General features: G+C 72.3%; 22 protein-coding genes. 15 read left to right on the plus strand and 7 right to left on the minus strand.

The window, feature by feature from the left end; genetic code table 11:
- The 6 genes from GT045_RS01665 to GT045_RS01690 form a co-directional block, all read left to right on the plus strand.
- The coding region (locus GT045_RS01665) for an amidohydrolase family protein (RefSeq protein ID WP_161333063.1) at positions 1-765 on the plus strand (765 nt) is incomplete at its 5' end.
- Between the two features lie 5 nt (positions 766-770).
- Entirely contained in the window at positions 771-1,688 is a 918-nt protein-coding gene (locus GT045_RS01670; protein WP_161289955.1) for an LLM class F420-dependent oxidoreductase, read from the plus strand.
- Between the two features lie 9 nt (positions 1,689-1,697).
- Positions 1,698-2,468 carry an SDR family oxidoreductase gene (locus GT045_RS01675; protein WP_161289929.1) on the plus strand — a complete coding sequence of 257 codons (771 nt, stop codon included), beginning with the start codon at positions 1,698-1,700 and terminating at the stop codon, positions 2,466-2,468.
- Positions 2,469-2,568: 100 nt separating this feature from the next.
- Entirely contained in the window at positions 2,569-3,687 is a 1,119-nt protein-coding gene (locus tag GT045_RS01680; protein ID WP_161289932.1) for an LLM class flavin-dependent oxidoreductase, read from the plus strand.
- Positions 3,688-3,832: 145 nt separating this feature from the next.
- The gene (locus GT045_RS01685; protein ID WP_161333064.1) at positions 3,833-5,563 is read left to right on the plus strand and encodes a D-aminoacylase; all 1,731 of its coding nucleotides are present in this window, start codon (positions 3,833-3,835) and stop codon (positions 5,561-5,563) included.
- The gene (locus GT045_RS01690; protein ID WP_161333065.1) at positions 5,560-7,011 is read left to right on the plus strand and encodes an aldehyde dehydrogenase family protein; all 1,452 of its coding nucleotides are present in this window, start codon (positions 5,560-5,562) and stop codon (positions 7,009-7,011) included. The genes GT045_RS01685 and GT045_RS01690 overlap by 4 nt, the downstream gene beginning before the upstream one ends.
- 132 nt (positions 7,012-7,143) lie before the next feature.
- Here GT045_RS01690 and GT045_RS01695 read toward each other — a convergent pair whose 3' ends face one another.
- Positions 7,144-8,655 carry a CehA/McbA family metallohydrolase gene (locus GT045_RS01695; protein ID WP_161333066.1) on the minus strand — a complete coding sequence of 504 codons (1,512 nt, stop codon included), beginning with the start codon at positions 8,653-8,655 and terminating at the stop codon, positions 7,144-7,146.
- 195 nt (positions 8,656-8,850) lie between these two features.
- Between GT045_RS01695 and GT045_RS01700 the strand changes: the two genes are divergently transcribed.
- The 3 genes from GT045_RS01700 to GT045_RS01710 are packed head-to-tail and all read left to right on the plus strand — an operon-like array spanning position 8,851 to position 12,949.
- Entirely contained in the window at positions 8,851-9,717 is an 867-nt protein-coding gene (locus tag GT045_RS01700) for an LLM class F420-dependent oxidoreductase (RefSeq protein WP_161289943.1), read from the plus strand.
- 24 nt (positions 9,718-9,741) lie between these two features.
- Entirely contained in the window at positions 9,742-12,327 is a 2,586-nt protein-coding gene (locus GT045_RS01705; protein WP_161333067.1) for a bifunctional FO biosynthesis protein CofGH, read from the plus strand.
- A gap of 49 nt (positions 12,328-12,376) precedes the next feature.
- Positions 12,377-12,949 carry a hypothetical protein gene (locus GT045_RS01710; protein WP_202515447.1) on the plus strand — a complete coding sequence of 191 codons (573 nt, stop codon included), beginning with the start codon at positions 12,377-12,379 and terminating at the stop codon, positions 12,947-12,949.
- Here GT045_RS01710 and GT045_RS01715 read toward each other — a convergent pair.
- Positions 12,942-13,451, minus strand: a complete 510-nt coding sequence (locus tag GT045_RS01715) for a DUF2165 domain-containing protein (protein ID WP_161298344.1) — start codon at positions 13,449-13,451, stop codon at positions 12,942-12,944. The genes GT045_RS01710 and GT045_RS01715 overlap by 8 nt on opposite strands.
- Before the next feature lie 401 nt (positions 13,452-13,852).
- On the opposite strand from GT045_RS01715, the gene GT045_RS01720 reads away from it, so the two are divergent.
- The gene (locus GT045_RS01720) at positions 13,853-14,968 is read left to right on the plus strand and encodes an ADP-ribosylglycohydrolase family protein (protein WP_161333068.1); all 1,116 of its coding nucleotides are present in this window, start codon (positions 13,853-13,855) and stop codon (positions 14,966-14,968) included.
- Between the two features lie 59 nt (positions 14,969-15,027).
- Here the strand turns inward: GT045_RS01720 and GT045_RS01725 are convergent, their stop codons facing one another.
- The gene (locus GT045_RS01725; RefSeq protein WP_161298346.1) at positions 15,028-16,593 is read right to left on the minus strand and encodes a sodium:solute symporter family protein; all 1,566 of its coding nucleotides are present in this window, start codon (positions 16,591-16,593) and stop codon (positions 15,028-15,030) included.
- A gap of 123 nt (positions 16,594-16,716) precedes the next feature.
- On the minus strand, positions 16,717-17,505 hold the full coding sequence (locus tag GT045_RS01730; RefSeq protein WP_161333069.1) for an SDR family oxidoreductase: 789 nt from the start codon (positions 17,503-17,505) through the stop codon (positions 16,717-16,719).
- A gap of 80 nt (positions 17,506-17,585) precedes the next feature.
- On the opposite strand from GT045_RS01730, the gene GT045_RS01735 reads away from it, so the two are divergent.
- Positions 17,586-18,434: a hypothetical protein gene (locus GT045_RS01735; RefSeq protein WP_161298348.1), complete on the plus strand. Its 849-nt coding sequence runs from the start codon at positions 17,586-17,588 to the stop codon at positions 18,432-18,434.
- Between the two features lie 31 nt (positions 18,435-18,465).
- Here the strand turns inward: GT045_RS01735 and GT045_RS01740 are convergent, their stop codons facing one another.
- A complete protein-coding gene (locus GT045_RS01740) occupies positions 18,466-20,109 on the minus strand; it encodes an MFS transporter (protein WP_237538275.1) in 1,644 nt (547 codons plus the stop codon).
- 12 nt (positions 20,110-20,121) lie between these two features.
- On the opposite strand from GT045_RS01740, the gene GT045_RS01745 reads away from it, so the two are divergent.
- Positions 20,122-20,292, plus strand: a complete 171-nt coding sequence (locus tag GT045_RS01745; protein WP_161333070.1) for a hypothetical protein — start codon at positions 20,122-20,124, stop codon at positions 20,290-20,292.
- The gene (locus GT045_RS01750; protein WP_161291674.1) at positions 20,289-21,170 is read left to right on the plus strand and encodes an ABC transporter permease; all 882 of its coding nucleotides are present in this window, start codon (positions 20,289-20,291) and stop codon (positions 21,168-21,170) included. The genes GT045_RS01745 and GT045_RS01750 overlap by 4 nt, the downstream gene beginning before the upstream one ends.
- Positions 21,171-21,204: 34 nt before the next feature.
- Here GT045_RS01750 and GT045_RS01755 read toward each other — a convergent pair whose 3' ends face one another.
- Positions 21,205-21,537, minus strand: a complete 333-nt coding sequence (locus tag GT045_RS01755) for an ATP/GTP-binding protein (RefSeq protein ID WP_161291676.1) — start codon at positions 21,535-21,537, stop codon at positions 21,205-21,207.
- Positions 21,538-21,759: 222 nt separating this feature from the next.
- On the opposite strand from GT045_RS01755, the gene GT045_RS01760 reads away from it, so the two are divergent.
- A complete protein-coding gene (locus tag GT045_RS01760; protein WP_161291678.1) occupies positions 21,760-22,788 on the plus strand; it encodes an LLM class flavin-dependent oxidoreductase in 1,029 nt (342 codons plus the stop codon).
- Positions 22,789-22,910: 122 nt separating this feature from the next.
- On the opposite strand, the gene GT045_RS01765 is transcribed toward GT045_RS01760, so the two are convergent.
- Positions 22,911-23,303, minus strand: coding sequence for an SCO5389 family protein (locus GT045_RS01765; protein WP_161291680.1), 393 nt, complete (start codon positions 23,301-23,303; stop codon positions 22,911-22,913).
- Between the two features lie 276 nt (positions 23,304-23,579).
- On the opposite strand from GT045_RS01765, the gene nucS reads away from it, so the two are divergent.
- Entirely contained in the window at positions 23,580-24,251 is a 672-nt protein-coding gene (nucS, locus tag GT045_RS01770) for an endonuclease NucS (RefSeq protein WP_161291682.1), read from the plus strand.
- Positions 24,252-24,324 lie beyond the last annotated feature (73 nt).

Raw genomic sequence — 24,324 nt, forward strand, 5'->3', positions numbered from 1 at the left:
CGCGCCTACAACGACTGGATGGTGGAGGAGTGGTGCGGGCCCGAAGCACACGGGCGGCTCATACCGCTCACCCTCATCCCGCTGTGGGACGCCGGACTGGCGGCGGCGGAGGTCCGCCGCAACGCCGAACGGGGCGTCCGGGCCGTCGCCTTCTCCGAGATACCCCCGCACCTCGGGCTGCCGTCCGTGCACACCGACGACTGGGACCCCTTCCTCGCGGCCTGCGACGAGACCGGCACGGTCGTCGCCATGCACATCGGCTCCAGCAGCCGGATGCCCTCCACCTCCGCCGACGCCCCGCCCGCCGTCGGTTCCACCATCACCTTCGCCAACTGCTGCTTCTCGATGGTCGACTGGCTGATGAGCGGCAAGTTCGAGCGTTTCCCGAACCTCAAGGTCATGTACGCCGAGGGCCAGATCGGGTGGATCCCGTACGTCCTGGAGCGCGCGGACGTGGTGTGGGAGGAGAACCGCGGCTGGGGCGGGGTCGCCGACAAGGTGACCCGGCCGCCGTCCGAGCTGTTCGCCGGGCACGTCTACGGCTGCTTCTTCGACGACGCCTTCGGGCTCAGGAACCTGGACGCCATTGGCGTCGGCAACGTGCTGTACGAGACGGACTACCCGCACTCCGACTCCACCTGGCCCAAGTCCCGCGAGGTCGGCGAGGCCCAGATGGGGCACCTGCCGGCCGACGTGGTCGAGCGGATCGTCCGGGGCAACGCCATCGACCTGCTCGGGCTCACGCCGCAAGGGCTGTGGCGGTGAGCCGCCTGGCGTACGGCATCCAGCTGCCCGTCCAGTCCCAGAGCACCCTCTACGCCGAGCCGTGGGAGGCCGGGGCCGGGCCGGAGGACCTGGTCGCCGTCGCCCGCGCGGCCGACGCCGCGGGGTTCGCGTACCTCGCCTGCTGCGACCACGTCGCCGTCCCCCGCCGCCTCGCCCCGGCCATGAGCACGGTCTGGTACGACCCGGTCGCCACCCTGGCCCACCTCGCCGCCGTCACCGAGCGGGCCAGGCTGCTCAGTCATGTCGCCGTCGTCGGGCTGCGCCATCCGCTCGTGACCGCCAAGCAGTACGCCACCCTCGACCACCTCTCCGGCGGCCGGCTGGTCCTCGGCGTGGGGGCCGGGCACGTGCGGGAGGAGTTCGAGGCGCTCGGGGCGGACTTCGAGCGGCGCGGGGCCGTACTCGACGAGGTGATCGACGCGCTGCGGGCCGCCCTCGGGCCCGAGGAGTTCCCCGAGCACCACGGCGAGCGCTACGACTTCGCCGGGCTCGGCCAGCGGCCCCGCCCGGCACAGCCGCACGTCCCCGTGTGGGTCGGCGGCTCCTCGCCCGCCGCCGTCCGCCGGGCCGCCCTGAAGGGCGACGGCTGGCTGCCGCAGGGTGATCCCCGGGACCGGCTGGCCGAGCAGGTCGCCCGCATCCGGCGGCTGCGCGAGGAGGCCGGGGCCGGCGGGCCGTTCACGGTCGGTGCCATCGCCGAGCCGCTGTACGTGGGCCGGCCCGGCTGGGACGTGGGACGACGCACGCTCACCGGGACGCCGGAGGAGATCGCCGAGTCGCTGCGCGCGTACCGGGCGCTGGGTGTGGACCAGATCCAGGTGCGGTTCCGCAGCCGGAGCCGGGCCGAACTGATCGACCAGATCGGTGTGTTCGGGGTGGAGGTCGCGCCCCGGCTGGACTGAGGAGGCGGTATGGGCAAGCTGGACGGGCGGGTCGTGGTCGTCACCGGGGCGGCACGCGGGCAGGGCGAGCAGGAGGCGCGGCTGTTCCGGGCGGAGGGCGCGCGGGTCGTCGTCACCGACGTGCTGGACGACCGGGGGGAGGCGCTGGCCAAGGAGATCGGCGCACGGTACGTGCATCTGGACGTGGGCAGCGAGGACGGCTGGCGGGAGGCCGTCGGGACCGTCAAGGAGGCGTACGGGCGGATCGACGGGCTGGTCAACAACGCGGGCATCCTGCGCTTCAACGCCCTCGTGGACACCCCCCTGGCGGAGTTCATGCAGGTCGTGCAGGTCAACCAGGTCGGCTGCTTCCTGGGCATCAAGGCCGTCGCGCCCGAGCTGACGGACGGCGGCACGATCGTGAACACCGCCTCGTACACGGGGCTGACCGGTATGGCGGCCGTGGGCGCGTACGCCGCGACCAAGCACGCCGTGCTCGGGCTGACCCGGGTGGCCGCGCTGGAGCTGGCGGACCGGGGGATCCGGGTCAACGCGATCTGTCCGGGCGCCGTCGACACCGCGATGTCGAACCCGGCCCGGCTGGACCCGGACGCCGACCCGGCGGAGACGAGCCGAGCGCTGGACGAGCTGTACCGCAGGCTCGTGCCGCTCGGCCGGGTCGGGCAGCCGGAGGAGGTGGCCCGGCTCGCCCTCTTCCTGACCTCGGACGACTCCTCGTACATCACCGGGCAGCCGTTCGTGATCGACGGCGGCTGGCTGGCCGGCGTCAGCATCATCTGACGAGCCGTCAGCTATTGACGGCCGCGGCGGCCGGTGCCACAGTCGGCCGACAACCTGTCTGACGGTATGTCAGAAAAAGACTTGGGGACGGTGAACCGCCGTGGAATTCGGGCTCTTTGTACAGGGATACGTCGGCAAGCGGGCCGAGACCGACCCGCTTGCCGAGCACAAGGCGCTGATGGAGGAGACCGAGTACGTCATCCAGGCGGACAAGTCCGGCTTCAAGTACGCCTGGGCCTCCGAGCACCACTTCCTGGAGGAGTACTCGCACCTGTCCGCCAACGACGTCTTCCTCGGCTACCTCGCCCACGCGACCGAGCGGATCCACCTGGGTTCCGGGATCTTCAACCCGCTGGCCCAGGTCAACCACCCGGTGAAGGTGGCCGAGAAGGTCGCCATGCTCGACCACCTCAGCGAGGGGCGCTTCGAGTTCGGCAGCGGGCGCGGTGCCGGGTCGCACGAGATCCTCGGCTTTTTGCCCGGCATCACCGACATGAACCACACGAAGGAGATCTGGGAGGAGACGATCGCCGAGTTCCCGAAGATGTGGCTCCAGGACGAGTACGCCGGGTTCCAGGGCAAGCACTGGCAGCTGCCGCCCCGGAAGGTGCTGCCGAAGCCGTACGGGAAGTCGCATCCGGCGATGTGGTACGCGGCCGGCTCCCCGCCGTCGTACGCCATGGCCGCGAAGAAGGGGCTCGGGGTGCTCGGCTTCAGCGTCCAGAAGGTCTCCGACATGGAGTGGGTGCTGGAGCAGTACAAGACGGCCGTCGTGGACGCCGAGCCGGTCGGGGAATTCGTCAACGACAACGTGATGGTCACCACCACCGCGATCTGCGCGCCGACGCACGCCGAGGCCATCGAGATCGCCGTGCACGGCGGGCTGCACTACCTGCCCTCGCTGGTCTTCCGCTACCACGACACCTTCCCGCGGCCCGAGGGCTTCCCGGTGTGGCCGGAGACGCTGCCCGAGTACACCCCGGAGTTCGTGGAGCTGCTCATCGAGGAGGAGCTGCTGATCTGCGGGGATCCCGACGAGGTGCTGCGCCAGTGCAAGCGGTGGGAGCAGGCCGGGGCCGACCAGCTCAGCTTCGGGCTGCCGGTGGGGGTGCCGAAGGAGGAGACGCTGCAGACGATCCGGTTGATCGGGGAGCACGTCGTTCCGAAGATCGACACGGACCCCGTGCACCGGACCAGCCGGTTCCGGGCGGCCTCGTGACCGCCGTCGCGGGGTGCGGGGCGACCGCGGCGAGGCACGCAGGCCCCCGCGCCCCTGCCACGCACCGGAGTCGCACGGGGCGACCGCGGCGAGTGGCGCAGGCCCCCGCGCCCCTCCCGTCCGCCGGAGCCGAAAGGGGAGCCCCATGCTCGATCACGTGATCAAGGGCGTCACCGTCGTGGACGGCACCGGTGCGCCCCCCTTCACCGCCGACGTCGGCATCCGGGACGGCCGTATCGCCGCCGTCGGCAAGGTCACCGCCGCGGCCCGCGGCAGCGAGGACGCCGCCGGACTCGTGCTCACCCCCGGCTTCGTCGACCCCCACACCCACTACGACGCCCAGCTCTTCTGGGACCCGTACGCCACCCCCTCCCTCAACCACGGGGTCACCACCGTCGCCGCCGGGAACTGCGGCTTCACGCTCGCGCCCCTCCATCCCGGCCGCCCCGAGGACGCCGACTACACCCGGCGGATGATGTCCAGGGTCGAGGGCATGTCCCTGGTGGCGCTGGAGCAGGGGGCGCCCTGGAACTGGAGCGGTTTCGGTGAGTACCTGGACGCCCTCGAAGGACGGATCGCCGTCAACGCGGGCTTCATGGTCGGCCACTGCGCGCTGCGCCGGTACGTGATGGGACCGGACGCCGTCGGCGGACAGCCCACCGAGGAGCAGCTGGCCGGCATGCTCCGGCTGCTGCACGAGGCCATGGACGCCGGCGCCTGGGGGCTGTCCACCACCCAGTCCGGCACCCACTCGGACGGGGACGGACAGCCGGTGCCCTCCCGGCACGCGCGGCCCGCGGAACTGCTGGCGCTGTCGCGGGCGGTCGGGGAGCACGAGGGCACCCAGATCGAGGCGATCGTCGCCGGCTGCCTCGACCAGTTCAGCGACGCCGAGATCGACCTGCTCGTGGAGCTGAGCGCCGCCGCCGGCCGCCCCCTGAACTGGAACGTGCTCACCGTCGACGCGGCCGTCCCCGAGCGCGTGCCCCGGCAGCTGAGCGCGAGCGAACGGGCCCGCAAGGCCGGCGGCCGGGTCGTGGCACTCACCATGCCGATCCTCACCCCGATGAACATGTCCCTGGGCACGTTCTGCGCCCTCAACCTGATACCGGGCTGGGGGCCGGTGCTCGGGCTGCCCGTGCCCGAGCGCATCGCCCGGCTCCGCGACCCCGGCGTCCGCGCGGAACTGCTGCGGCGCGCCCGCTCCAAGGAGGCCGGGGTGTTCCGGCGCCTCGCGGACTTCGGGCGCTACGTCATCGGGGACACCTACAGCGAGGCCAACCGGGGGCTCACCGGCCGGGTGGTGCGGGACATCGCCGCCGAGCGCGGGCAGGATCCGTTCGCCTGCCTGGTGGAGATCTGCGTGAACGACGGGCTGCGGACCGTGCTGTGGCCCATGCCGAGCGACAACGACCCGGCCTCCTGGGCGCTGCGCGCCGAGACCTGGAGCCATGAGGACGTCCTGCTCGGCGGCTCCGACGCGGGCGCCCACCTGGACCGGATGTGCGGGGCGCCGTACACCACCCGGTTCCTCGGGGACTGCCTGCGCGGCCGCAGGCTGCTCACCCTGGAGCAGGCGGTGCGGATGCTCACCGACGACCCGGCCCGGCTCTTCGGGCTGCGGGAGCGGGGGCGGGTGACGGAGGGCTGGCATGCCGACCTGGTGCTGTTCGACCCGGAGCGGATCGATGCCGGCCAGGCCCGTCTGGTGCACGACCTGCCGGGCGACAGCCCGCGGCTCGACTCGCGGGCGATCGGGGTGCGGGCCGTGTGGGTCAACGGGGTCGAGGCGATCCGGGACGACGTGGTGACCGGGGCCGTACCGGGCCGGGTGCTGCGGTCCGGGCGGGACACACGGACGGTGAGCACGCGGTGAGCGAGGTCCAGCCGCTGTTCGTCGGCGGGGAGTGGGTGGCACCGGACGGGGGGCACTACCCGGTCATCGACCCCGCCACCGAGGAGACGGTCGGCCGGGCGCCGGAGGCCACGCCGGACCAGGCGCGGGCGGCCTGCGCCGCGGCCCGGGAGGCGTTCGGCACGTGGTCGCGGACCCGGCCGGAGGAGCGGGCGGCGCTGCTGGGGCGGGCCGCCGGGATCATCCGGGAGCGGCTGGCGCCCTACGCCGAACTGGCCCGCGCCGAGACCGGGGCGACCACCGCCACCGCCCGCGCGATGCAGGTCGGGGTGGCCGCCGCCCGCTTCCGCCGGTACGCGGGCGTGGAGCCCGCCGAGTGGGCCGTCGTCCCGCAGATCAACGAGGCGGGGCCGATGGGCCGGGCCGGGGTGGTGGGGGCGCTCGCGGTACGGCAGCCCGTCGGGGTCGTCACCTGTGTCACCTCGTACAACAACCCGTGGGCCAACCCCGCCGGAAAGATCGCTCCGGCGCTGGCCATGGGCAACACGGTGGTGGTGAAACCCGCCCCGCAGGACCCGCTGTCCGTCTACCGGATGGCCGAGGCGCTGGCGGACGCCGGGGTGCCGCCGGGCGTGGTGAACGTGGTCTCCGGGCGGGACGTCTCGGTGGGCGAGGCGGTGGTGGCGTCCGGTGACGTCGACATGGTCAGCTTCACCGGCTCCACGGCCGTCGGACGGCGCATCGCCGAGGTGTGCGGGCGCGACATGAAGCGCCAGCTGATGGAGTTGGGCGGGAAGGGCGCCGCGCTCGTGTTCGACGACGCCGACCTCGCCGCGGCCGTCGCCGGCATCGGCACCGCCTTCTCCTTCTACAGCGGGCAGATCTGCACCGCCCCGACCCGGGTGCTGGCCCAGCGGGGCGTGTACGGCCGGCTGGTCGAGCGACTGGCCGCCCACGCCCGCCGGCTGAAGGTGGGCGACCCGCGGGAGGCGGACACGGTCGTGGGCCCGGTGATCTCCGCCGAGCACCGGGCACGCGTGGAGTCGTACGTCGAACTCGGCCGCAAGGAAGGGGCGACGGTGGTCGCCGGCGGCGAACGCCCCTCCCTGGAGCGTGGTTTCTACGTCGTCCCCACCCTGCTGGCCGACTGCACCAACGACATGCGGGTGGCCCGGGAGGAGATCTTCGGACCGGTCGTGACGGTGATCCCCTTCGACGACGAGGACGAGGGGGTGGCCCTCGCGAACGACTCCGACTACGGCCTCCTCGACTACGTCTGGTCGGGCGACGTGGCCCGCGCCTTCCGGGTGGCCCGGCGGCTGCGGGCCGGCGGGGTCGGGATCAACACGGTCGGCCGCAACATGGAGGCACCCTTCGGCGGCTTCAAGAAGAGCGGCGTCGGCCGGGACGTCGGCTCCTACGCCCTGCACGCGTACAGCGAGGTGCAGGCACTCGTGTGGCCGGGCTGAGCCGGCGCCCGGTCGGCCCGGTCGCGCCGTACCGTCGGCGTCGGCCGCGGCGGCCCGGACCTGGGACCGGTGGTCTCCGGCAGGGTCTGCGCCGGGATGCGACGGGACAGCCGGCGGTAGCTGCCGCCCCCGTCAGCGGTGCCCGAGAAAGATCGGGTTGGTGAACGCTGCCAGGGCCCCCGGCAGGGGTCCCGCCGCCGTCTCGTGCCGGAGCTCGGCGCGGACGTACGCCGCGTTCGCCGGGGTGGTGCGCCACTCCACCACGCCGGAGCCGGTCACCGGCAGCGGGTCGCCGGTGAACAGCACGCCCTGGTCGGTGACGAGGCGGACCGTGCAGCGCGGGGCGCCGGACACCTCGAGGCGCACCGTCACCGGGGTGTCCGGCGAAACCGCCAGCCGCCCGCCGATGCCGGCGTGTTCGCCCCGGCCGCCGGACGCGGTGAAGGCCAGCGAGACCTTCCTGGACTCCGCGACGTAGGAGCGCCCCGCCCTGATGCCCTCCTGGATCGCCTCCCGGCTCAGGTCGTCGGCGAGGACCACCGTCTGCGGGGAGCCGACCGGGTCGGGGTCCCGGTGCGCGTCGCTGTTGCCCATCGCCGGGATCCAGCCACGGCCGTCCCGCACGGACGCGACCAGCATGCCGTCCCAGTCGGCCAGCGCCACCTCGTCGTCAGGCGTGTAGGGGCCGTTCCACACCTCGATGGCGTCCGCCTCCCCGAAGCCGAACTTCCAGTTGCAGCCCACACAGGTGGCGTGCGGATGGGCGGGCACGACCAGGCCGCCGGACTCGCGGACGCGGCGGGCGAACCGGCCGAAGCGGTTGTCGCGGGCCCGGTAGCGCCAGTCGACGAAGGTGCCCGGGTCCGTGCCGAGCGCCAGGACGTGGCCGTTGCGGGTGGTGATCTCCTCGCCCAGCATCACCAGCAGGTCGTCGCCCGCGGCGTCCGCCCAGTGGGGGTGCGAGGAGTGCGTGTTGTGGTCGGAGCTGTTGATGAAGTCCAGGCCGGCGGCGCGGGCGAGCGCGGCGATCTCGGCGGGGGTGCGGCGGCCGTCGGAGTGCCAGGAGTGCAGATGGCAGTCGCCGCGGTACCAGGCCCGGCCGCGGCCCTTGGCCCGCTGCGGCGGGTACACGGGGTCCGGGGCGGCGGCCTGCTCGCCGTAGGTGAGGGTGATCGTCAGCTCGTACGACAGCCCCTGCGGGGCGACGGTGTAGGGGCCGAGGGCTATCCGCCAGGTGCCCGCGTGGATCGTCCCGGGGACGTAGCCGGGCGTGGCGTCGTCGGCGCGGACGAAGAACTCCGTCCGGGCGCCGCCGGACCACCCGCGGAAACCCTTCCCGCCCAGTTCGGTCCCGCGCTCGTCGAAGAGGCCGATGTCCAGGGCGTTGCCGGGGGTGCCGGCGGGGACGGCCGGGCGGTCGTAGGTGTAGGAGACCTTGATCTCCCTGGTGTGCTCGGGCACGTCGACGGGCACGTACACGAAGTCGGGCGAGCCCGCCGGCAGCGTGCCGCGCACCGTTCTGGTCTCGGTCCGGTGCATGGTGTCCGCCCCTCTCGCGAAGGTCGCGCTTCCCAACGTAAGCGCGGCCGCGGCGCCCGTCACGATCAGTGAACGTCTTCCGGGCCTTGCGTCGTCATCGCACATGCCGTTGAGCGTTCCCCATGGGCGTGAACATGCAAGGACGGGAAGGAAATCGGCGGGTTTCGAGCGCTGGGGGGCGTACATCGTCCGGCCACCGCCGGTCGGCCGGCGCGAGGGTGCGCGTCCGGCGATCCCCACCGCAGTCGATGCCGACCAGTCGGTATGGACTTCTCGTCCCGATGCCGGTACAGATGGGCCATGCGCATCGCCGTGACGATCTTCCTCACCGACGAGACGGTCACCCCCGTCCGCCTCGCCCGCGAACTCGAACAGCGCGGTTTCGCCGGGCTGTACCTGCCCGAACACACCCACATCCCGACGGAACGGACCACCCCGTACCCGGCCGGCGGTGACCTGCCGCCCGAGTACGGCCGCACCCTCGACCCCTTCGTCGCACTCGGCCAGGCCGCCGCCGTCACCGAGCGCCTCGGCCTCGGCACCGGGATCACGCTGGTCGCCCAGCACGACCCGATCGACCTCGCCAAGCAGGTCGCCACGCTGGACCATCTGTCCGGCGGGCGCTTCACCCTCGGCCTCGGCTACGGCTGGAACGTGGAGGAGGCCGCCGACCACGGCGTGGCCTGGGGCACCCGGCGGGAGCTGGTGCGGGACCGGATGGGCCTGCTGCGGGCGCTGTGGTCCGAGGAACCGGTCGGCTACGAGGGCGAGTTCGGCAGTGTCCGCCCCAGCTTCGCGTTCCCCAAGCCGGTGCGGAAGCCGCGCGGCCCGGTCGTCGGTCCCCGCACACTCGTCGGCGGGGCCGCCGGGCCGAAGCTGTTCGCGCACATCGCCGAGTACGCCGACGGCTGGCTGCCGATCGGCGGGCGCGGACTCACCGAGTCCCTGCCCGTGCTGCGCTCGGTGTGGGCGGACGCGGGCCGCGACGCGGCAGGCCTCCAGGTGGTCCCGTACGCCGTCCAGCCCACCCCGGGCAAGCTCGCCCACTACGCGGAACTCGGCATCGAGGAGGTCGTGGTGCAGCTGCCGCCGGCCGGTGAGGCGGACGTGCTGCGCGCGCTCGACGCGTACGGCCCGCTCCTGGCCGACGGCACGCCCCGTGCGTGATCAGCGCGAACGTATCCTCGAAGGATGACGACTTCCGCGACCTCCGGAACCGGCCCCACCGAGAACTCCATGCGTCGCGCCCTCAAACGCGCCCGGGACGGCGTCGCCCTCGACGTCGCCGAAGCCGCGGTGCTCCTGCAGGCACGCGGTGCGGACCTGGCCGGTCTCACCGCGTCCGCGGCCCGGGTGCGGGACGCGGGCCTGGAGGCGGCGGGCCGGCCCGGCGTCATCACGTACTCGAAGAGCGTCTTCATCCCCCTCACCCGGCTGTGCCGCGACAGGTGCCACTACTGCACGTTCGTCACCGTGCCCGGCAAGCTGCGCCGCGCCGGGCACGGGATGTTCATGTCCCCCGACGAGGTGCTGGACATCGCCCGCAAGGGCGCCGCGCTCGGCTGCAAGGAAGCCCTGATCACCCTCGGCGACAAGCCGGAGGACCGCTGGCCCGAGGCGCGCGAGTGGCTCGACGCGCACGGCTACGACGACACCATCGCCTACGTCCGCGCCGTCTCCATCCGCATCCTGGAGGAGACGGGCCTGCTGCCCCACCTCAACCCGGGCGTCATGACGTGGACGGACTTCCAGCGGCTGAAGCCGGTCGCGCCGAGCATGGGCATGATGCTGGAGACGACCGCCACCCGCCTGTGGTCCGAGCCCGGCGGCCCGCACCACGGCTCCCCGGACAAGGAGCCGGCCGTCCGGCTGCGCGTCCTGGAGGACGCCGGCCGCTCCTCCGTGCCCTTCACCTCCGGCCTGCTCATCGGCATCGGCGAGACCTACGAGGAGCGCGCCGAGTCCCTGTTCGCCCTGCGCAAGGTCTCCCGCGCCTACCACAGCATCCAGGAGCTGATCATCCAGAACTTCCGCGCCAAGCCGGACACGGCGATGCGCGGCATGCCGGACGCCGAACTGGACGAACTGGTGGCCACGGTGGCCGTCGCCCGGCACATCATGGGCCCGAGCGCCTGCCTCCAGGCCCCGCCCAACCTGGTCGACAGCGAGTACGAGCGGCTGATCGGCGCCGGCATCGACGACTGGGGCGGGGTCTCGCCCCTGACCATCGACCACGTCAACCCCGAGCGCCCCTGGCCGCAGATCGAGGAACTCACCGAGCGCTCCCGGGCGGCCGGCTTCTCCTTGCGTGAACGCCTGTGCGTCTACCCGGAGTTCGTGCGTCGCGGCGAGCCCTGGCTGGACCCGCGGCTGCGTCCCCACGTCGCCGCCCTCGCCGACCCCGCGACGGGCCTCGCCCTGCCGGACGCCCCGGTCCAGGGCCGGCCCTGGCAGGAGCCGGAGGAGGCGTTCACCGCCGCCGGCCGTACCGACCTGCACGCCTCCATCGACACCGAGGGCCGCACCGGCGACCGGCGCGCCGACTTCGACGAGGTGTACGGCGACTGGGAGGCCCTGCGCGAGGCGGCGGCCCCCGGCATGGTGCCCGAGCGCATCGACACCGACGTGCGCGCGGCGCTGCGCACGGCCGCGGACGACCCGACCCGGCTGACCGACGCCGAGGCCCTCGCCCTGCTGCACGCGGACGGCCCGGCGCTGGACGCGCTGTGCCGGGTCGCCGACGACGTGCGCAGGTCGGCGGTCGGTGACGACGTCACGTACATCGTCACCCGCAACATCAACTTCACCAACGTCTGCTACACCGGCTGCCGGTTCTGCGCCTTCGCGCAGCGCCGCACGGACGCGGACGCGTACACGCTCTCGCTGGAGCAGGTGGCGGACCGCGCCCAGCAGGCGTGGGACGTGGGCGCGGTCGAGGTGTGCATGCAGGGCGGCATCCACCCGGACCTGCCGGGCACGGCGTACTTCGACATCGCGAAGGCGGTGAAGGAGCGCGTCCCGGGCATGCACGTGCACGCCTTCTCCCCGATGGAGGTCGTGAACGGCGCGACCCGGACCGGGATGCCGGTCAGGGAGTGGCTCACCGCCGCCAAGGAGGCGGGTCTGGACTCCGTCCCGGGCACGGCGGCGGAGATCCTGGACGACGAGGTCCGCTGGGTGCTGACCAAGGGCAAGCTGCCCGCGGCCACCTGGATCGAGGTGATCAGGACGGCGCACGAGCTGGGCATCCGCTCGTCCTCCACCATGATGTACGGGCACGTGGACCAGCCCCGGCACTGGCTCGGCCATCTGCGCACGCTGGCCGGCATCCAGCGCGAGACGGGCGGCTTCACGGAGTTCGTGACCCTGCCCTTCATCCACACGAACGCGCCGGTGTACCTGGCCGGTATCGCCCGCCCCGGCCCGTCCGTGCGGGACAACCGGGCGGTGACGGCGATGGCCCGCCTCCTGCTGCACCCCTGGATCCCCAACATCCAGACGAGCTGGGTCAAACTGGGCACGGAGGGGGCGGCGGAGATGCTCCGCTCCGGCGCGAACGACCTCGGCGGGACGCTCATGGAGGAGACGATCTCCCGTATGGCGGGCTCCTCCTACGGCTCGTACAAGTCGGTCCGCGACCTGGTCGCGGTGGCGGAGGCGGCCGGCCGGCCCGCGAAGCCGCGCACCACGCTGTACGGCGACGTCCCCGAGGAGCGGCAGCGGGCGGCCGAGGCGTCCGACGGGCACCTGCCGGATCTGCTGCCGGTCCTGGACTGAGTACGATGATCCGACCCCCGATCCTGGACGGGGCCCCGTAGCGGAGGAGATGCGTCCCGTGGCTGCCCGACTGCCCTCGTGGGCCTGGGTCACCGGTCTGACGGCGGGGGCCACCGCGGCCGTCGTCGCCCTCGCCGTACAGGCGGAGCACGCGCCGCAACCCACGGCCGCCGTGTCCAGGCCCGGCGCCTCGGCGTCGGCGCGGCCCCACACCTCGGCCTCGCCCCAGACACCGGAGGCGCCCGCCCTGCCGGACGCCTCCGGCGAGGGCCGCCGGATCGTCTACTCACTGGCCGGGAAGCGGGTGTGGCTCGTCGACGCGACCGGCAAGCCGGTGCGCACGTTCACGGTGTGGCCGGGCACGGTGGCCCCGCAGCCCGGCCGCTACTCCATAACCCTGCGCACCCAGTCCCTCAAGGGCTCGGACGGCGTCGAGATCGAGCACGTCATGTACTTCACCAAGGTGTCCGGCGTGAACGTCGCCTTCTCCAACGCCCTGGACGGGTCCTCGCCGCCGCCGGCGAACGGCCAGAAGCTGGGCGGCATCCGCCTCCACAAGGAGGACGGAGCCGCGCTGTGGTCCTTCGGGGACCAGGGGACGAAGGTGACGGTCGTCAGCTAGCGTCCCGGCGGCCCGCCCAGGGCAGCTGGTTGACGATCAGGGCGACGCCGCTGAGCAGGAAGATCCGGGTGGCGGCGTCCAGTCCGTTCCACGTCTTCGACTGCCACATCGAGAACCACTCGCCGCCGATCGCGATGAAGCCGGCCCCGAAGAGCAGCAGGAGCATCAGCAGGCCGTAGGTGGACCAGCGCCGGGCACGGTCGGCGTCCCGGCGCGCCCACAGCCAGGTGCCCCAGATCAGTACGAGCGCCGCCGCCGTCTCCCAGGCGATGATCAGCACGTAGGCGGTGTCCTGGAGTGCGGTGCTGGTGACCGCCCGCCACATCAGGTCGTCGTCCTTGAAGGTGGTGTCCATCGCCAGCACGTGCCGGACGAACTGCTGGTTCGTGCCGAAGTCGGTGATGTTCCCCAGGGCGACGAGGGTGATGTAGAGGGCGAGTATGCCGGTGAGCACACCGGCGGCAAGGCTGTGGCCGGTGTGGCGGGTGGGGGTGGTGGTCATGGCTGGATTCTCCCTGACGAACACCGCCTTCTCCCATGCGCATTGCGTCAGAATGCGCGGCCGGATCCGGCGGACTCCGGTACGGCCGGGCCCAGCCCTCCGGTGGCCGAGGCGCTCCGCGCGCGTCCGGCAGCGGCTCGTACCCCCCGCGGCCTGTGCGGGGAACGGCTCGCCTGGGGGAGGGCGACGGCGACGCAGCGGGCGCCGGCCGGGGCCCGGCCGGAACCGGGTCGGCCGCCGGGGCGGAAAAACGGAACCGGGGCGCCCGTCGGGGCGGAAAACGCGTGGGATCCACTGGGCGGAAATGCCCTGCCAGGGCCGGTTTGCCCTACTGAACGGACCGTTCCGGGTCGATTACAGTGCCTAGCGTCGTACGGACGGGCGGTGTCGTGGGAGGTCTGGTGGGTGCGACGTCCGGTGCCGTCTGGGGCCGAGCCGAGCAGCAGGACTTCCGCAGCCGGGTGCGCGGCACCCTGCTCGGCTCGGCCGTGGGCGACGCGCTGGGCGGACCCGCCGACGCGCTGTCCCTCGAGGAGATCCGCTCCGCGTACGGCGGCGAGGGGCTGCTCGACCTGGCCTTCGGCCACGGCCGGCGCGGCGCCGTCACCCATCACACACAGCTGGCCCTGTTCACCGTGGACGGGCTGATACGCGCCCAGGTGCGCCGCGACACCGGCGCCTGGCACCCGCCGACCGATCTGCACCGGGCGTATCTGCGCTGGGCGGCCACCCAGCGGGACTGGGGGCCCGACGAGCGCCGCAAGGACGACGGCTGGCTGGCCCGCGAGGAGTGGCTGTACGCCCGGCGGGACCCCACCCGGTCGCTGCTGCTGGGGCTCGGCGACGTGACCATGGGCACGCTGGAGACGCCGAAGAACCCGGGGGAACTGGGTCCGGAGGCGGTCGCCCGCTCGGCGCCCTTCGGTCTGCTGGTCGGCTGGGAGCCGCAGCTGGTCGTCCAGCTGGCGGTGGAGTGCGCGGCCCAGACCCACGGCCACCCCATCGCCTACCTGTCGGCGGGCGCGTACGCCGTCATCGTGCACGCGCTGGCCCGGGGCGACAGCCTGGACGGCGCGGTGCAGCGGGCGCTGGCCCTGCTCGCCGCGCGCCCCGGCCACCAGCCGGTCTCCGACGCCCTCCAGCACGCCCTCGGTGCCGTGCGGCAGGGCATGCCCACGCCGGCCCGGGTGGAGGAGCTGGCCGGCGACGGCACGGCGGACGGGCTGCTGGCGGCGTCCGTGTACTGCGCGCTGGTGGGGGAGGACGTACGGCACGGGTTGTGCCTGGCGGTGAACCAGGGCGGCCCGTCGGCCGCCGCGGGCGCGATCGCCGGCGGCCTGCTGGGCGCCCTGCACGGCGAGACGGCCCTCCCGCCGGCCTGGCTGGCCGAGCTGGAGGGCCGCCCCACGATGCTGGAACTCGCCGACGACTTCGCGATGGAGATGACGCAGGGCCCGGCCCTGCACGGCCCGGCGGGTTCCTCCCCGGGCTGGCTGGCGCGCTATCCGCGGGCGTGACGCGCTGAAGGGGGACCGGCCGCGCGGCCGGTCCCCGCACCCCCCGCCCGCAGCGCCCGCTACGGCGCTCCGACCACGTCGTCCCCGGCGCCGGCGGGTACCGGGACGGTCAGTGCGGCGCCCTCGTCCCCGTCGGTGTTCACCTTCTCGATGACGGCCAGGCGCTCCGGTGTGTCCTCCGGCTTCAGGTAGCCGATCAGGATGTACAGGACCAGGGAGACCGCGAGCGGGATCGACACCTGGTACTGGAGCGGGACACCGCCGTCGACGCTCCAGCTGACGGGGTAGTTGACCAGCCAGAAGGCCAGCAGGCCCGCCGCCCAGCTGGTGAGCGCCGCCGTCGGCCCCGAGCGGCGGAACGGCCGGAGCAGGCCGAGCATCATCGGGATCGCGATCGGACCCATGAGACCGGCCACCCACTTGATGACGACCGTGATGATGTCCTTGAAGGCGGGGGAGTTGACCTGGGTGGCGACGGCCATGGACAGGCCGAGGAAGACGACGGTCGTGACCCGGGCCGCGATCAGGCCCGAACGCTCGCCCCAGGCACGTGCCTTCGCGGACAGCACCGGAGCCACGTCCCGGGTGAACACCGCCGCGATGGCGTTCGCGTCGGAGGAGCACATGGCCATGGTGTGGGAGAAGAAGCCGACGATGACCAGTCCCAGCAGGCCGTGCGGCAGCAGCTGTTCGGTCATCAGGGCGTAGGAGTCGGAGCCGTCCGGCTTCTGCGCGTGGACCAGCAGCGGGGACATCCACATCGGGAAGAAGAGGACCACCGGCCAGACCAGCCACAGGATCGCCGACAGCCGGGCCGAGCGCTCGGCCTGGCGGGCACTGCCCGTCGCCATGTAGCGCTGGGCCTGGTTGAGCATGCCGCCGTTGTACTCGAACAGCTTGATGAAGAGGAACGCCAGCAGGAACACCGTGCCGTACGGGCCGACCAGCGGCTTGCCGTGGCCGTGCAGCGCGGGCTCGTCCCAGGCACCGAGGAAGCCGATGTCCTTGTCGCCCAGCTTCACCACGACCGCGACGAACATGGAGACGCCGGCCAGCAACTGGATGACGAACTGGCCGAGTTCGGTCAGTGCGTCCGCCCACAGGCCGCCGATCGTGCAGTAGACGGCGGTGATCGCGCCGGTGATGAGGATGCCCTGGTTCAGCGAGACCCCGGTGAACACCGACAACAGGGTGGCGATCGCCGCCCACTTGGCGCCCACGTCCACGATCTTCAGCAGCATGCCGGACCAGGCGAGCGCCTGCTGGGTCGGCAGGTCGTAGCGGTTCTTCAGGTACTCCAGCGGGGAGGCCACATGGAGCCGGGAGCGCAACCGGTTGATGCGCGGCGCGAACAGCTTCGACCCGATGGCGATGCCGAGCGCGATGGGGAAGGACCAGGTGATGAAGGAGGTGACGCCGTAGGTGTAGGCGATGCCCGCGTACCCGGTGAACATCACGGCGCTGTAGCCCGACATGTGGTGCGAGATGCCGGAGAGCCACCAGGGCATCTTGCCGCCGGCCGTGAAGAAGTCGGAGACGTTGTCCACGCGCTTGTGCGACCAGACGCCGATCGCGACCATCACACCGAAGTAGCCGATGAGCACGGCCCAGTCGAGACTGTTCATGTGCCCGATCGTGGGTCCGGCTACATGAACGCGACAAGCAAGCTGAAGGTCAAGTCACGGTAAAATTGTTCGACTTGATGACTTCAGTTCATATGGATGAACAAACGTGAGGGGCGGAACGGGCTATCGCATCAGCTCCCCGGCGTTCACGAGCAGCTGCTGTCCCGTGATCGCCCGCGCCCGGTCCGAGGCCAGGAACACCACCGCGTCCGCCACGTCCCCGTCGGTGGCCAGCTCCGGCAGCGCCATCCGCTCGCTCAGGCGGCCCAGCACCTCCTCCTCCGGCACCCCCTCCGTCCGGGCGGTGAACCGGACGTACGCCTGCACCGGCGGCCCCCACATCCAGCCCGGCAGCACGGTGTTCACCCGGATCCGGTACGGCCCGAGCTCCCGGGCCAGCGAGTACATCGCACTGGTCAGCGCCCCCTTCGACGCGGCGTACGCGGCTTGCCTCACCTGCGAGGGCGCGGCCACGGCCGACTGCGTCCCGATGAACACCACCGACCCGCCCCCGGCCGCCTTCAGCGCCGGCAGGCACGCCCGGGTCATCCGCAGCGTCCCCAGCAGGTTCACGTCCACCACCGACTGCCAGGTCGCGAAGTCGGCGTCCTCCAGACCGCCGAAGTGGGAGTCCCAGGCGGCCACGTGCACCACGGCGTCGACCGCGCCGAACCGCTCCCGGGCCAGCGCGGCCAGCGCCTCGCACTGCCCCTCGTCGGTGATGTCGGTCGCCCGGTACGCCGTGCGTGCGCCGCCCGGGTCGGCCTCGGCGGCGCTCTTGGCGAGGTTGGCCTCGGTGCGCGCCCCGAGCACCGCGTTCCCGCCGTCCCGTACGACGGCCGCGGCGACCTGGTGGCCGAGCCCGGCCCCCACGCCCGAGACGACGACGGTCTTGCCGGTGAGCAGGGACATCGGGGCCTCCCGGGGTATGGCGTTCCATCTGACGGAGCGTCAGAGTATGGGCGACCGTGAGAGGACGGAAGGGGAACCGCATGAGCGAGGACACCCGCAGCGAGCTGTACGCCGAGCTGGCCGCCGCCGGGCCGTACGGTGTCCGGCCCGGCCACGCCCTGATCACCATGGTCGAGCCGCACCCCGGCCACGAGCACGCCTACAACCGCTGGTACGAGGACGACCACTACTACGCCGGCGCGATGGCCATGCCCTGGATGTACGCCGGCCGCCGCTGGGTCGCCACCCGGGAACTGCAGCTCCTGCGCCACCCGGAGAAGTCTGCGGTCGCCCGGCCGGTCACCGCGGGCTGCTACCTCTCCACCTACTGGATCACCGCCGGCCGCTACGCCGACCACATGAAGTGGACGGTCGCCATCAACAAGCGGCTCAACCGCGACGCCCGCGTCCACCACGACCGCACCCACGTCTTCACGGCCTTCCAGGACCACGAGACCACGGTGTACCGGGACGGCGCGGCCGGACCACGCGACTTCCACGCCCTCGACCACCCCTACCGGGGCCTGGTGCTGGAGGTGATCGACGCCGACTCCCCGCAGCAACGCGCGGAACTGCTGCAGTGGCTGCGCGCCCGGCACCTGCCGCGCCGCCTCGCCGGCTCCCCGTCCGCCCTCGTCACGGTGTTCCGGCCGACACCACTGCCGGGCGACCGCATGACCTACGTCAAGCAGGTCGAGGGCGTGGACACCCGGCTCACGCTGCTGTGGTTCCTGGAGCGGGACCCGCGCGAGTGCTGGGCGGACCACTTCACGGGTCTGGACACGGACGTCGCCGGCTCGGGACTGGGCAGGGTGGAACTGGTGGCCCCCTTCATCCCGACGATCCCGGGCACGGACACCTACGTGGCCGAGCTGCGCGGCACCGGGTAGCACCGGCCGCTCGCCGCGCGGCCGGGCACCCTCACTTCAGCTCGTCCGGGCAGGGCGTACCGCGCGGCAGCTGGTACGGCGCTGCCAGGTGGTACGTCCCGGCCCGCGGCGCGAGCAGCATCGTCCACCGGTCGCCGTTGCCGTCCTCCGGTGTCTGCATCAGGCATCCGTCGACGTTCCGGTACGTCTTCGGCGAGTCCTGGGACGCCCGCGGGGGCTTCACGCTCTTGCCGTGTTCGTCGACGATGCTCAGCCACGGCGAGTACGGGATCCGGATCAGGATCCGCCCCGCCTCCCGCACCCGCAGGGTCATCTCACCCTGCTCGGCCCGGTCCACCACCGCGTTCGGCTCGGCCAGCGGCGCCGGGTCGGTCACCCGGAACAGCTGCCAGTTGGCGTCGCCCCAGACCTGCCGCAGATACGGCATCCCGCGCTGCAGCAGCGCGCGCTCGCCACCGTCACCGTCCACGTTGTCCTTGGGCAGCACCACGAAGTGCACCGCCCAGCGCCGGAGCCACTCGTGGTACGTCGCCGAGTTGAGCGTGTCGTCGTAGAAGAGCGGGTTGCGCTCCATGTCGGCCTGCCGGTTCCAGCCCCGGGCCAGGTTGACGTACGGCGCGAGCGCGGAGGCCTCGCGGTGCGAGCGGGCCGGGACCACCTCGACGCGGCCCTTCTCGGCGCCCGCCTTCTGCAGCTCGTTGACGAGCGGTGCGAGTTCCCGCGCCCAGGAGGCGGCCGGGGTGGTGTGGATGATGTCGTCGACCGACTTGAAGCCGAGCCAGCCGACGAAGCCGAGGAAGGCCAGCACGGTCACATACCACCGGCGGGACTTCGGCACGGTGTACGGCAGGGCCGCGATCAGGGTGGCACCCGCGAAGAGCATCGGCAGCCGGGAGATGTTGGACCCGATCTGCGAGCTGATCAGCCACACCAGCACGACCCCGAGGCTGTAGACGGCCGCGGTGAGCCGGACGGTCACCCACTTCTTCGGCACCAGGAACAGGCACAGCAGGCCGTACAGCAGCGGCATGATCACCGAGCCGATCCCCATCGGCTGGGTCCCGGAGAACGGGAACAGCCAGGCCGAGACGGCGACCACCGCCGACGGGGCGAGCCCCAGCGCCCACGCGCCGGGCCGCCGCTTCTGCAGGAACAGCGCGACCGCGACCAGGCCCACGAACAGTCCGGCGACCGGGGAGGACATCGTCGCGAGCGCGGCCAGCGGGGCGGCGACCAGAGCCTTCGCCCAGCGCTTGTAGCGCCACCGGTACGGCCAGCAGAACACCGCCGCGACCGCGCCGAGCGCGAACATCATGCCGAGCCCGAAGGTCACCCGGCCGGAGATCGCGTTGCAGATCAGCGCGAAGATCCCGGCGAGCGAGACCCACAGCGGGTTCCGCACCGCCCGGCTGCGTATCAGGATCATCGTCAGCAGGCCCGCCGAGAGCGTGCCGGCGATCATCATCGTCGTCCGGACGCCGAGGACCGACATCAGGTACGGCGACACCACGCTGTACGACACCGGGTGCATGCCCCCGTACCAGGCGAGGTTGTACGCCGAGTCCGGATGCCGGCCGACGAACTCCGCCCAGGCGTCCTGCGCGGCCAGATCACCACCGCTGTTCGCGAACGTGAAGAACCAGATGACGTGCAGGACGCCGGAGAGCACGGTCATGGACAGCGCCGGATGCCGCAGCAGCCGCTGCCGGAACGGTTCGAGGGCGGTGAGCAGGCGGGCGCGACCACCGCGACGGTCCGTCGCGTCGCCGTCACCTTCCGTGCCGGGACCGGTGCCGGTGGTGCCGCCGCTCCCGCCGCCGCCCCCGCCGATTCCACCCAGCCCGAGGACGCACGATGAGCACCCACCAGCCCCCGATGCCGCAGGCCCCGGCAGCCCCCGAGTGGCGGGCGGCGCCCGGTGGGCCGTACCCCGGCTACACCTCTCCCATCCCGGTCGTGCGCACCCACCTCGGGCACGCGCTGGCCTCGGAGTGGACGAAGATCAAGTCGGTGCGCTCCACGATGTGGACGCTCGGCGTGTTCGTGCTGCTCGTCGCCGGCATCGGCCTGCTGGCCGGCGCGCTGGTCTCGTCCAACTCCGACTCCGAGAGCCTGTCCGGTGAGAACCCGCTGTCGTTCGGTTTCTTCGGTCTGCTCCTCGGCAGCATCTGCATCATCACGCTCGGCGTGCTGACCACGGCCTCGGAGTACGGCACGGGCATGATCCGCACGACGATGACCGCGTGCCCCAGCCGGGCCCGGGTGCTCGCGGCCAAGTCGATCGTGTTCTTCTGCGTCGCCTTCGTCGTCACCCTGGTCACGTCCGGCTTCGTGGCGATGGTCCAGGCGTCCATGCTGGAGAGCACCGCCGCCCGCACCCCCACCGGCGGCGACTGGTTCAAGGCCACCGTCGGCGTCAGCCTCTACATCGCGCTGCTCGGGCTGCTCTCGCTGCTCATCGGCTCGGTCATCCGGCACTCCGCGGGCGCCATCACCATCATGATCGGCGTGCTGCTGGCACCGCTGGTGCTCGCCCTGTTCATGGCGACGGAGTCGCTCAGCAAGGTGCGCGAGTGGCTCTTCGAGTACTCGATCCCGAACCAGCTGAGCGTCTTCTACGCCAACTCCCTGAGCGAGTCCGGCCCCTCCGGGTGGGACCCGCTGTGGATCGTCATCGGCCTGACGGCGGCGGTGTACGCGGGCGCGTACGCGCTGCTCCGGAGCCGGGACGTGTGACCGGCCCCCGCTTCCCGCGGATGCCGCCCCCGGGCTAGAACCTGGGGGCGTTACGGGACCGCTGCACCCTCGTGGCGCGGCGGTCCTTCGCGTTCCAGCACGACTTGTGCCAGTGCCGGCGGTCGTCGACGCCCGCGTGCTCCGGCCACGCCACCACGTGCGGGACGCCGGAGGGGATCATCTGGTCGCAGCCCGGGCAGCGGTAGGTCTTGCCCTCCGCGCTGGCCCCGGCGACATGCCGTACGCTCCACTCCTCGCCCTGCCAGCTCTCGGTGGACTGCCAGCCGCCGTACCGGCCGGTCCGGTCGTCCTCGGCGCTCCGGTCCGACGTTCCGGCTGCCTTCGGTCGGTTGCGACGCGGGGACACGGGACACCTCTCGGGGCTATACAGGAAGCAGGGGCTGCATCCAGCCTACGCGCCGCCGAGCGGGGTACGCGTACGGAACCAATCCGTACAAGTCCCCCTCAAGAGCGATCCATTCTGCAGACAATCCGCAAATCTCTTCGCCAGGCCGTGTCCTGCGCACGTGTCAGACGGTTATGCCCGGTGGGGGAGCTCCGGGTCGGAGCCAAGGAAGCAGGAAATGCGATGCGCGTAGGAAGTTTTGTGCTGGCCGCCCAGTTCCCGGGCCAGGGTCCTGGAGAGGCGCTGCACCGGGCGGTGCGCTCCGCGGAGGTCACCGAGCAGGCCGGTCTGGACGCGGTGTGGCTGGCCGAGCACCACTTCGTGCCCTACGGCACGTGCCCGTCCGCGATCACGCTGGCCGCGCTGCTGCTGGGCCGCACCCGCCGCGTCCGGGTGGGTACGGCGGTGAGCGTCCTGCCCACCGCCCACCCGGTCGCCCTCGGCGAGCAGGCCGCGCTGCTCCACGTGACCAGCGGCGGACGGTTCACGCTGGGCGTCGGGCGCGGCGGTCCCTGGGTGGACCTGGAGGTGTTCGGCGCGGGCCTGGAGGCGTACGAACACGGGTTCCCGGAATCGCTCGATCTGCTGCTGCGCTGGCTGGGCGAACCGGCCGTGGCGGCCTCCGGCGAGCGGTTCTCCTTCCGCGAGGTGCCGGTCGTGCCCCGGCCGTCTGAGGCCCTGACGGACGTCCCCGGCCCCGAGGTCGTCCTCGCCTGCACCTCACCGGCGAGCGTGCGCCTCGCCGCCGAGCGCGGGCTGCCGATGCTGCTCGGCATGCACGTCGGGGACGAGGAGAAGGCCGAGATGGTCGCCCTCTGGCGGCGCTGCGCCCGCGCGGCGGGCCGGCCGGCCGAGGAGATCGCGGGGGCCGCCCACGTCTCGGCCGGGGTCTGCCAGCTCGCCGACCGCCGCACGGACGCTGCGGAGACGCTGCTGAAGGCGATGCCGGGCTGGCTGCGGCAGGGACTCGCGGCCCATGTGACGGTGGACGGACGGGCGCGCGCGATGCGCGACCCGTACGCCTACACCGAACTCCTCTGCGGGCTGCATCCGGTGGGCACCCCGCGGCTCGCCGCCGACCGGCTCGCGGCCACCTCGGAGCGCACCGGCATCTCCCGTTTCGCCCTCCTGGTGGAGGGTTCCGGCGACCTCGCGGCCACCGAGGAGAACCTGCGGCGGCTCGGCGCCGAGGTGCTGCCGCAACTGCGCTGACCGCCCCCGCCGCGCAAGCCGCCTGGGGGGCTTGCCGCCCCGATGACGCATGCACCTCCCGCGGGTGGAGCGGCAAGCCGACGGCTCTTCGTCCCGGTCACGGCCCGTACCGCGGCCGAGCGTCAGCAGTCCCGGAACTCCGGCGACTGGTTCAGCACCTGACTGCGCACCGACGTGAAGCGGGCCAGCGTCTCCTCCACCGAGTCGTCCAGCGGGAACACCGCCACGCGGTGGCAGTTCTGGAAGGCCAGCCGCACACCGAAGTGCCGCTGCAGCGCGCCGCGTATGGCGTCACTCGCCAGCGCGCGCAGCAGCTGACCGCGTGCCTGCTCGTCCGGCGGGGGCGTCTGGTTGTCGGCGAAGGATCCGCCGTCCACCTTCAGCTGGGCCACCAGGGAGCTGATCATCTCCCACGCGTAGGGCAGGGAGGTCCGGACGCAGTCGACGAATGCTGCTTCGTCGACCTCGCCTCGCTCGGCCTGTTCGAGTAGGGCCGGTGAGACGTCGAGCGACATGGGTTCTCCTCTCGCACCCCCGCACAGCAGGGGTTGCCGGACAGATAGGGGAGTTCGCGTCTTCGAACACGCTCAGTACATGGACCGCAACCTCCCGTTCTCTACGGTAGGCAACCGTCGGTGACCACACCAGCAGAATGGGTATATGGAACGGTCCCGTTACGCCCACAATCGGCCAGGGATGAACAAGAGTTTCCAGGGACAATTGGTGCGATCCACAGGGAGCGGGACGGGCGGATCGCGAGCACCCGCGAGCGTCGAGTAGCGTTGCCGACCATGCGTCTCGTCATTGCCCGATGCTCGGTCGACTACGCCGGCCGGCTCACCGCCCACCTGCCCTCGGCGCCCCGCCTGATCCTGGTCAAGGCGGACGGCAGCGTCTCCATCCACGCCGACGACCGGGCCTACAAGCCCCTCAACTGGATGTCGCCGCCCTGCACGCTGAAGGAGGGCACGGGCGAGGACGAGGGCGTGTGGACGGTCGTCAACAAGGCGGGCGAGAAACTGATCATCACGATGGAGGAGATCCTCCACGACTCCTCGCACGAACTCGGCGTGGACCCGGGCCTGATCAAGGACGGCGTGGAAGCGCACCTCCAGGAACTGCTCGCGGACCGCATCGAGACACTCGGCGACGGCTACACGCTGATCCGCCGCGAGTACATGACCGCGATCGGCCCCGTGGACATCCTCTGCCGGGACTCCGACGGCGCGACGGTCGCGGTGGAGATCAAGCGCCGGGGTGAGATCGACGGCGTGGAGCAACTCACCCGCTACCTGGAGCTGTTGAACCGCGACCCGCATCTGGCGCCGGTCCGCGGCGTCTTCGCGGCCCAGGAGATCAAGCCCCAGGCCCGCGTCCTCGCCACCGACCGGGGCATCCACTGCCAGATCCTGGACTACAACGCCCTGCGCGGCATCGAGGACGACAAACTCCGCCTGTTCTGACCCGGTCCGGCCGCCCCCGCCGCCCGCCGCGACGACGCCCGCGGGCCTGGCGGGGCCCAGCGGTCTTGGGCGG

The organism is Streptomyces sp. SID486 (genome assembly GCF_009865385.1).
GTDB lineage: Bacteria > Actinomycetota > Actinomycetes > Streptomycetales > Streptomycetaceae > Streptomyces.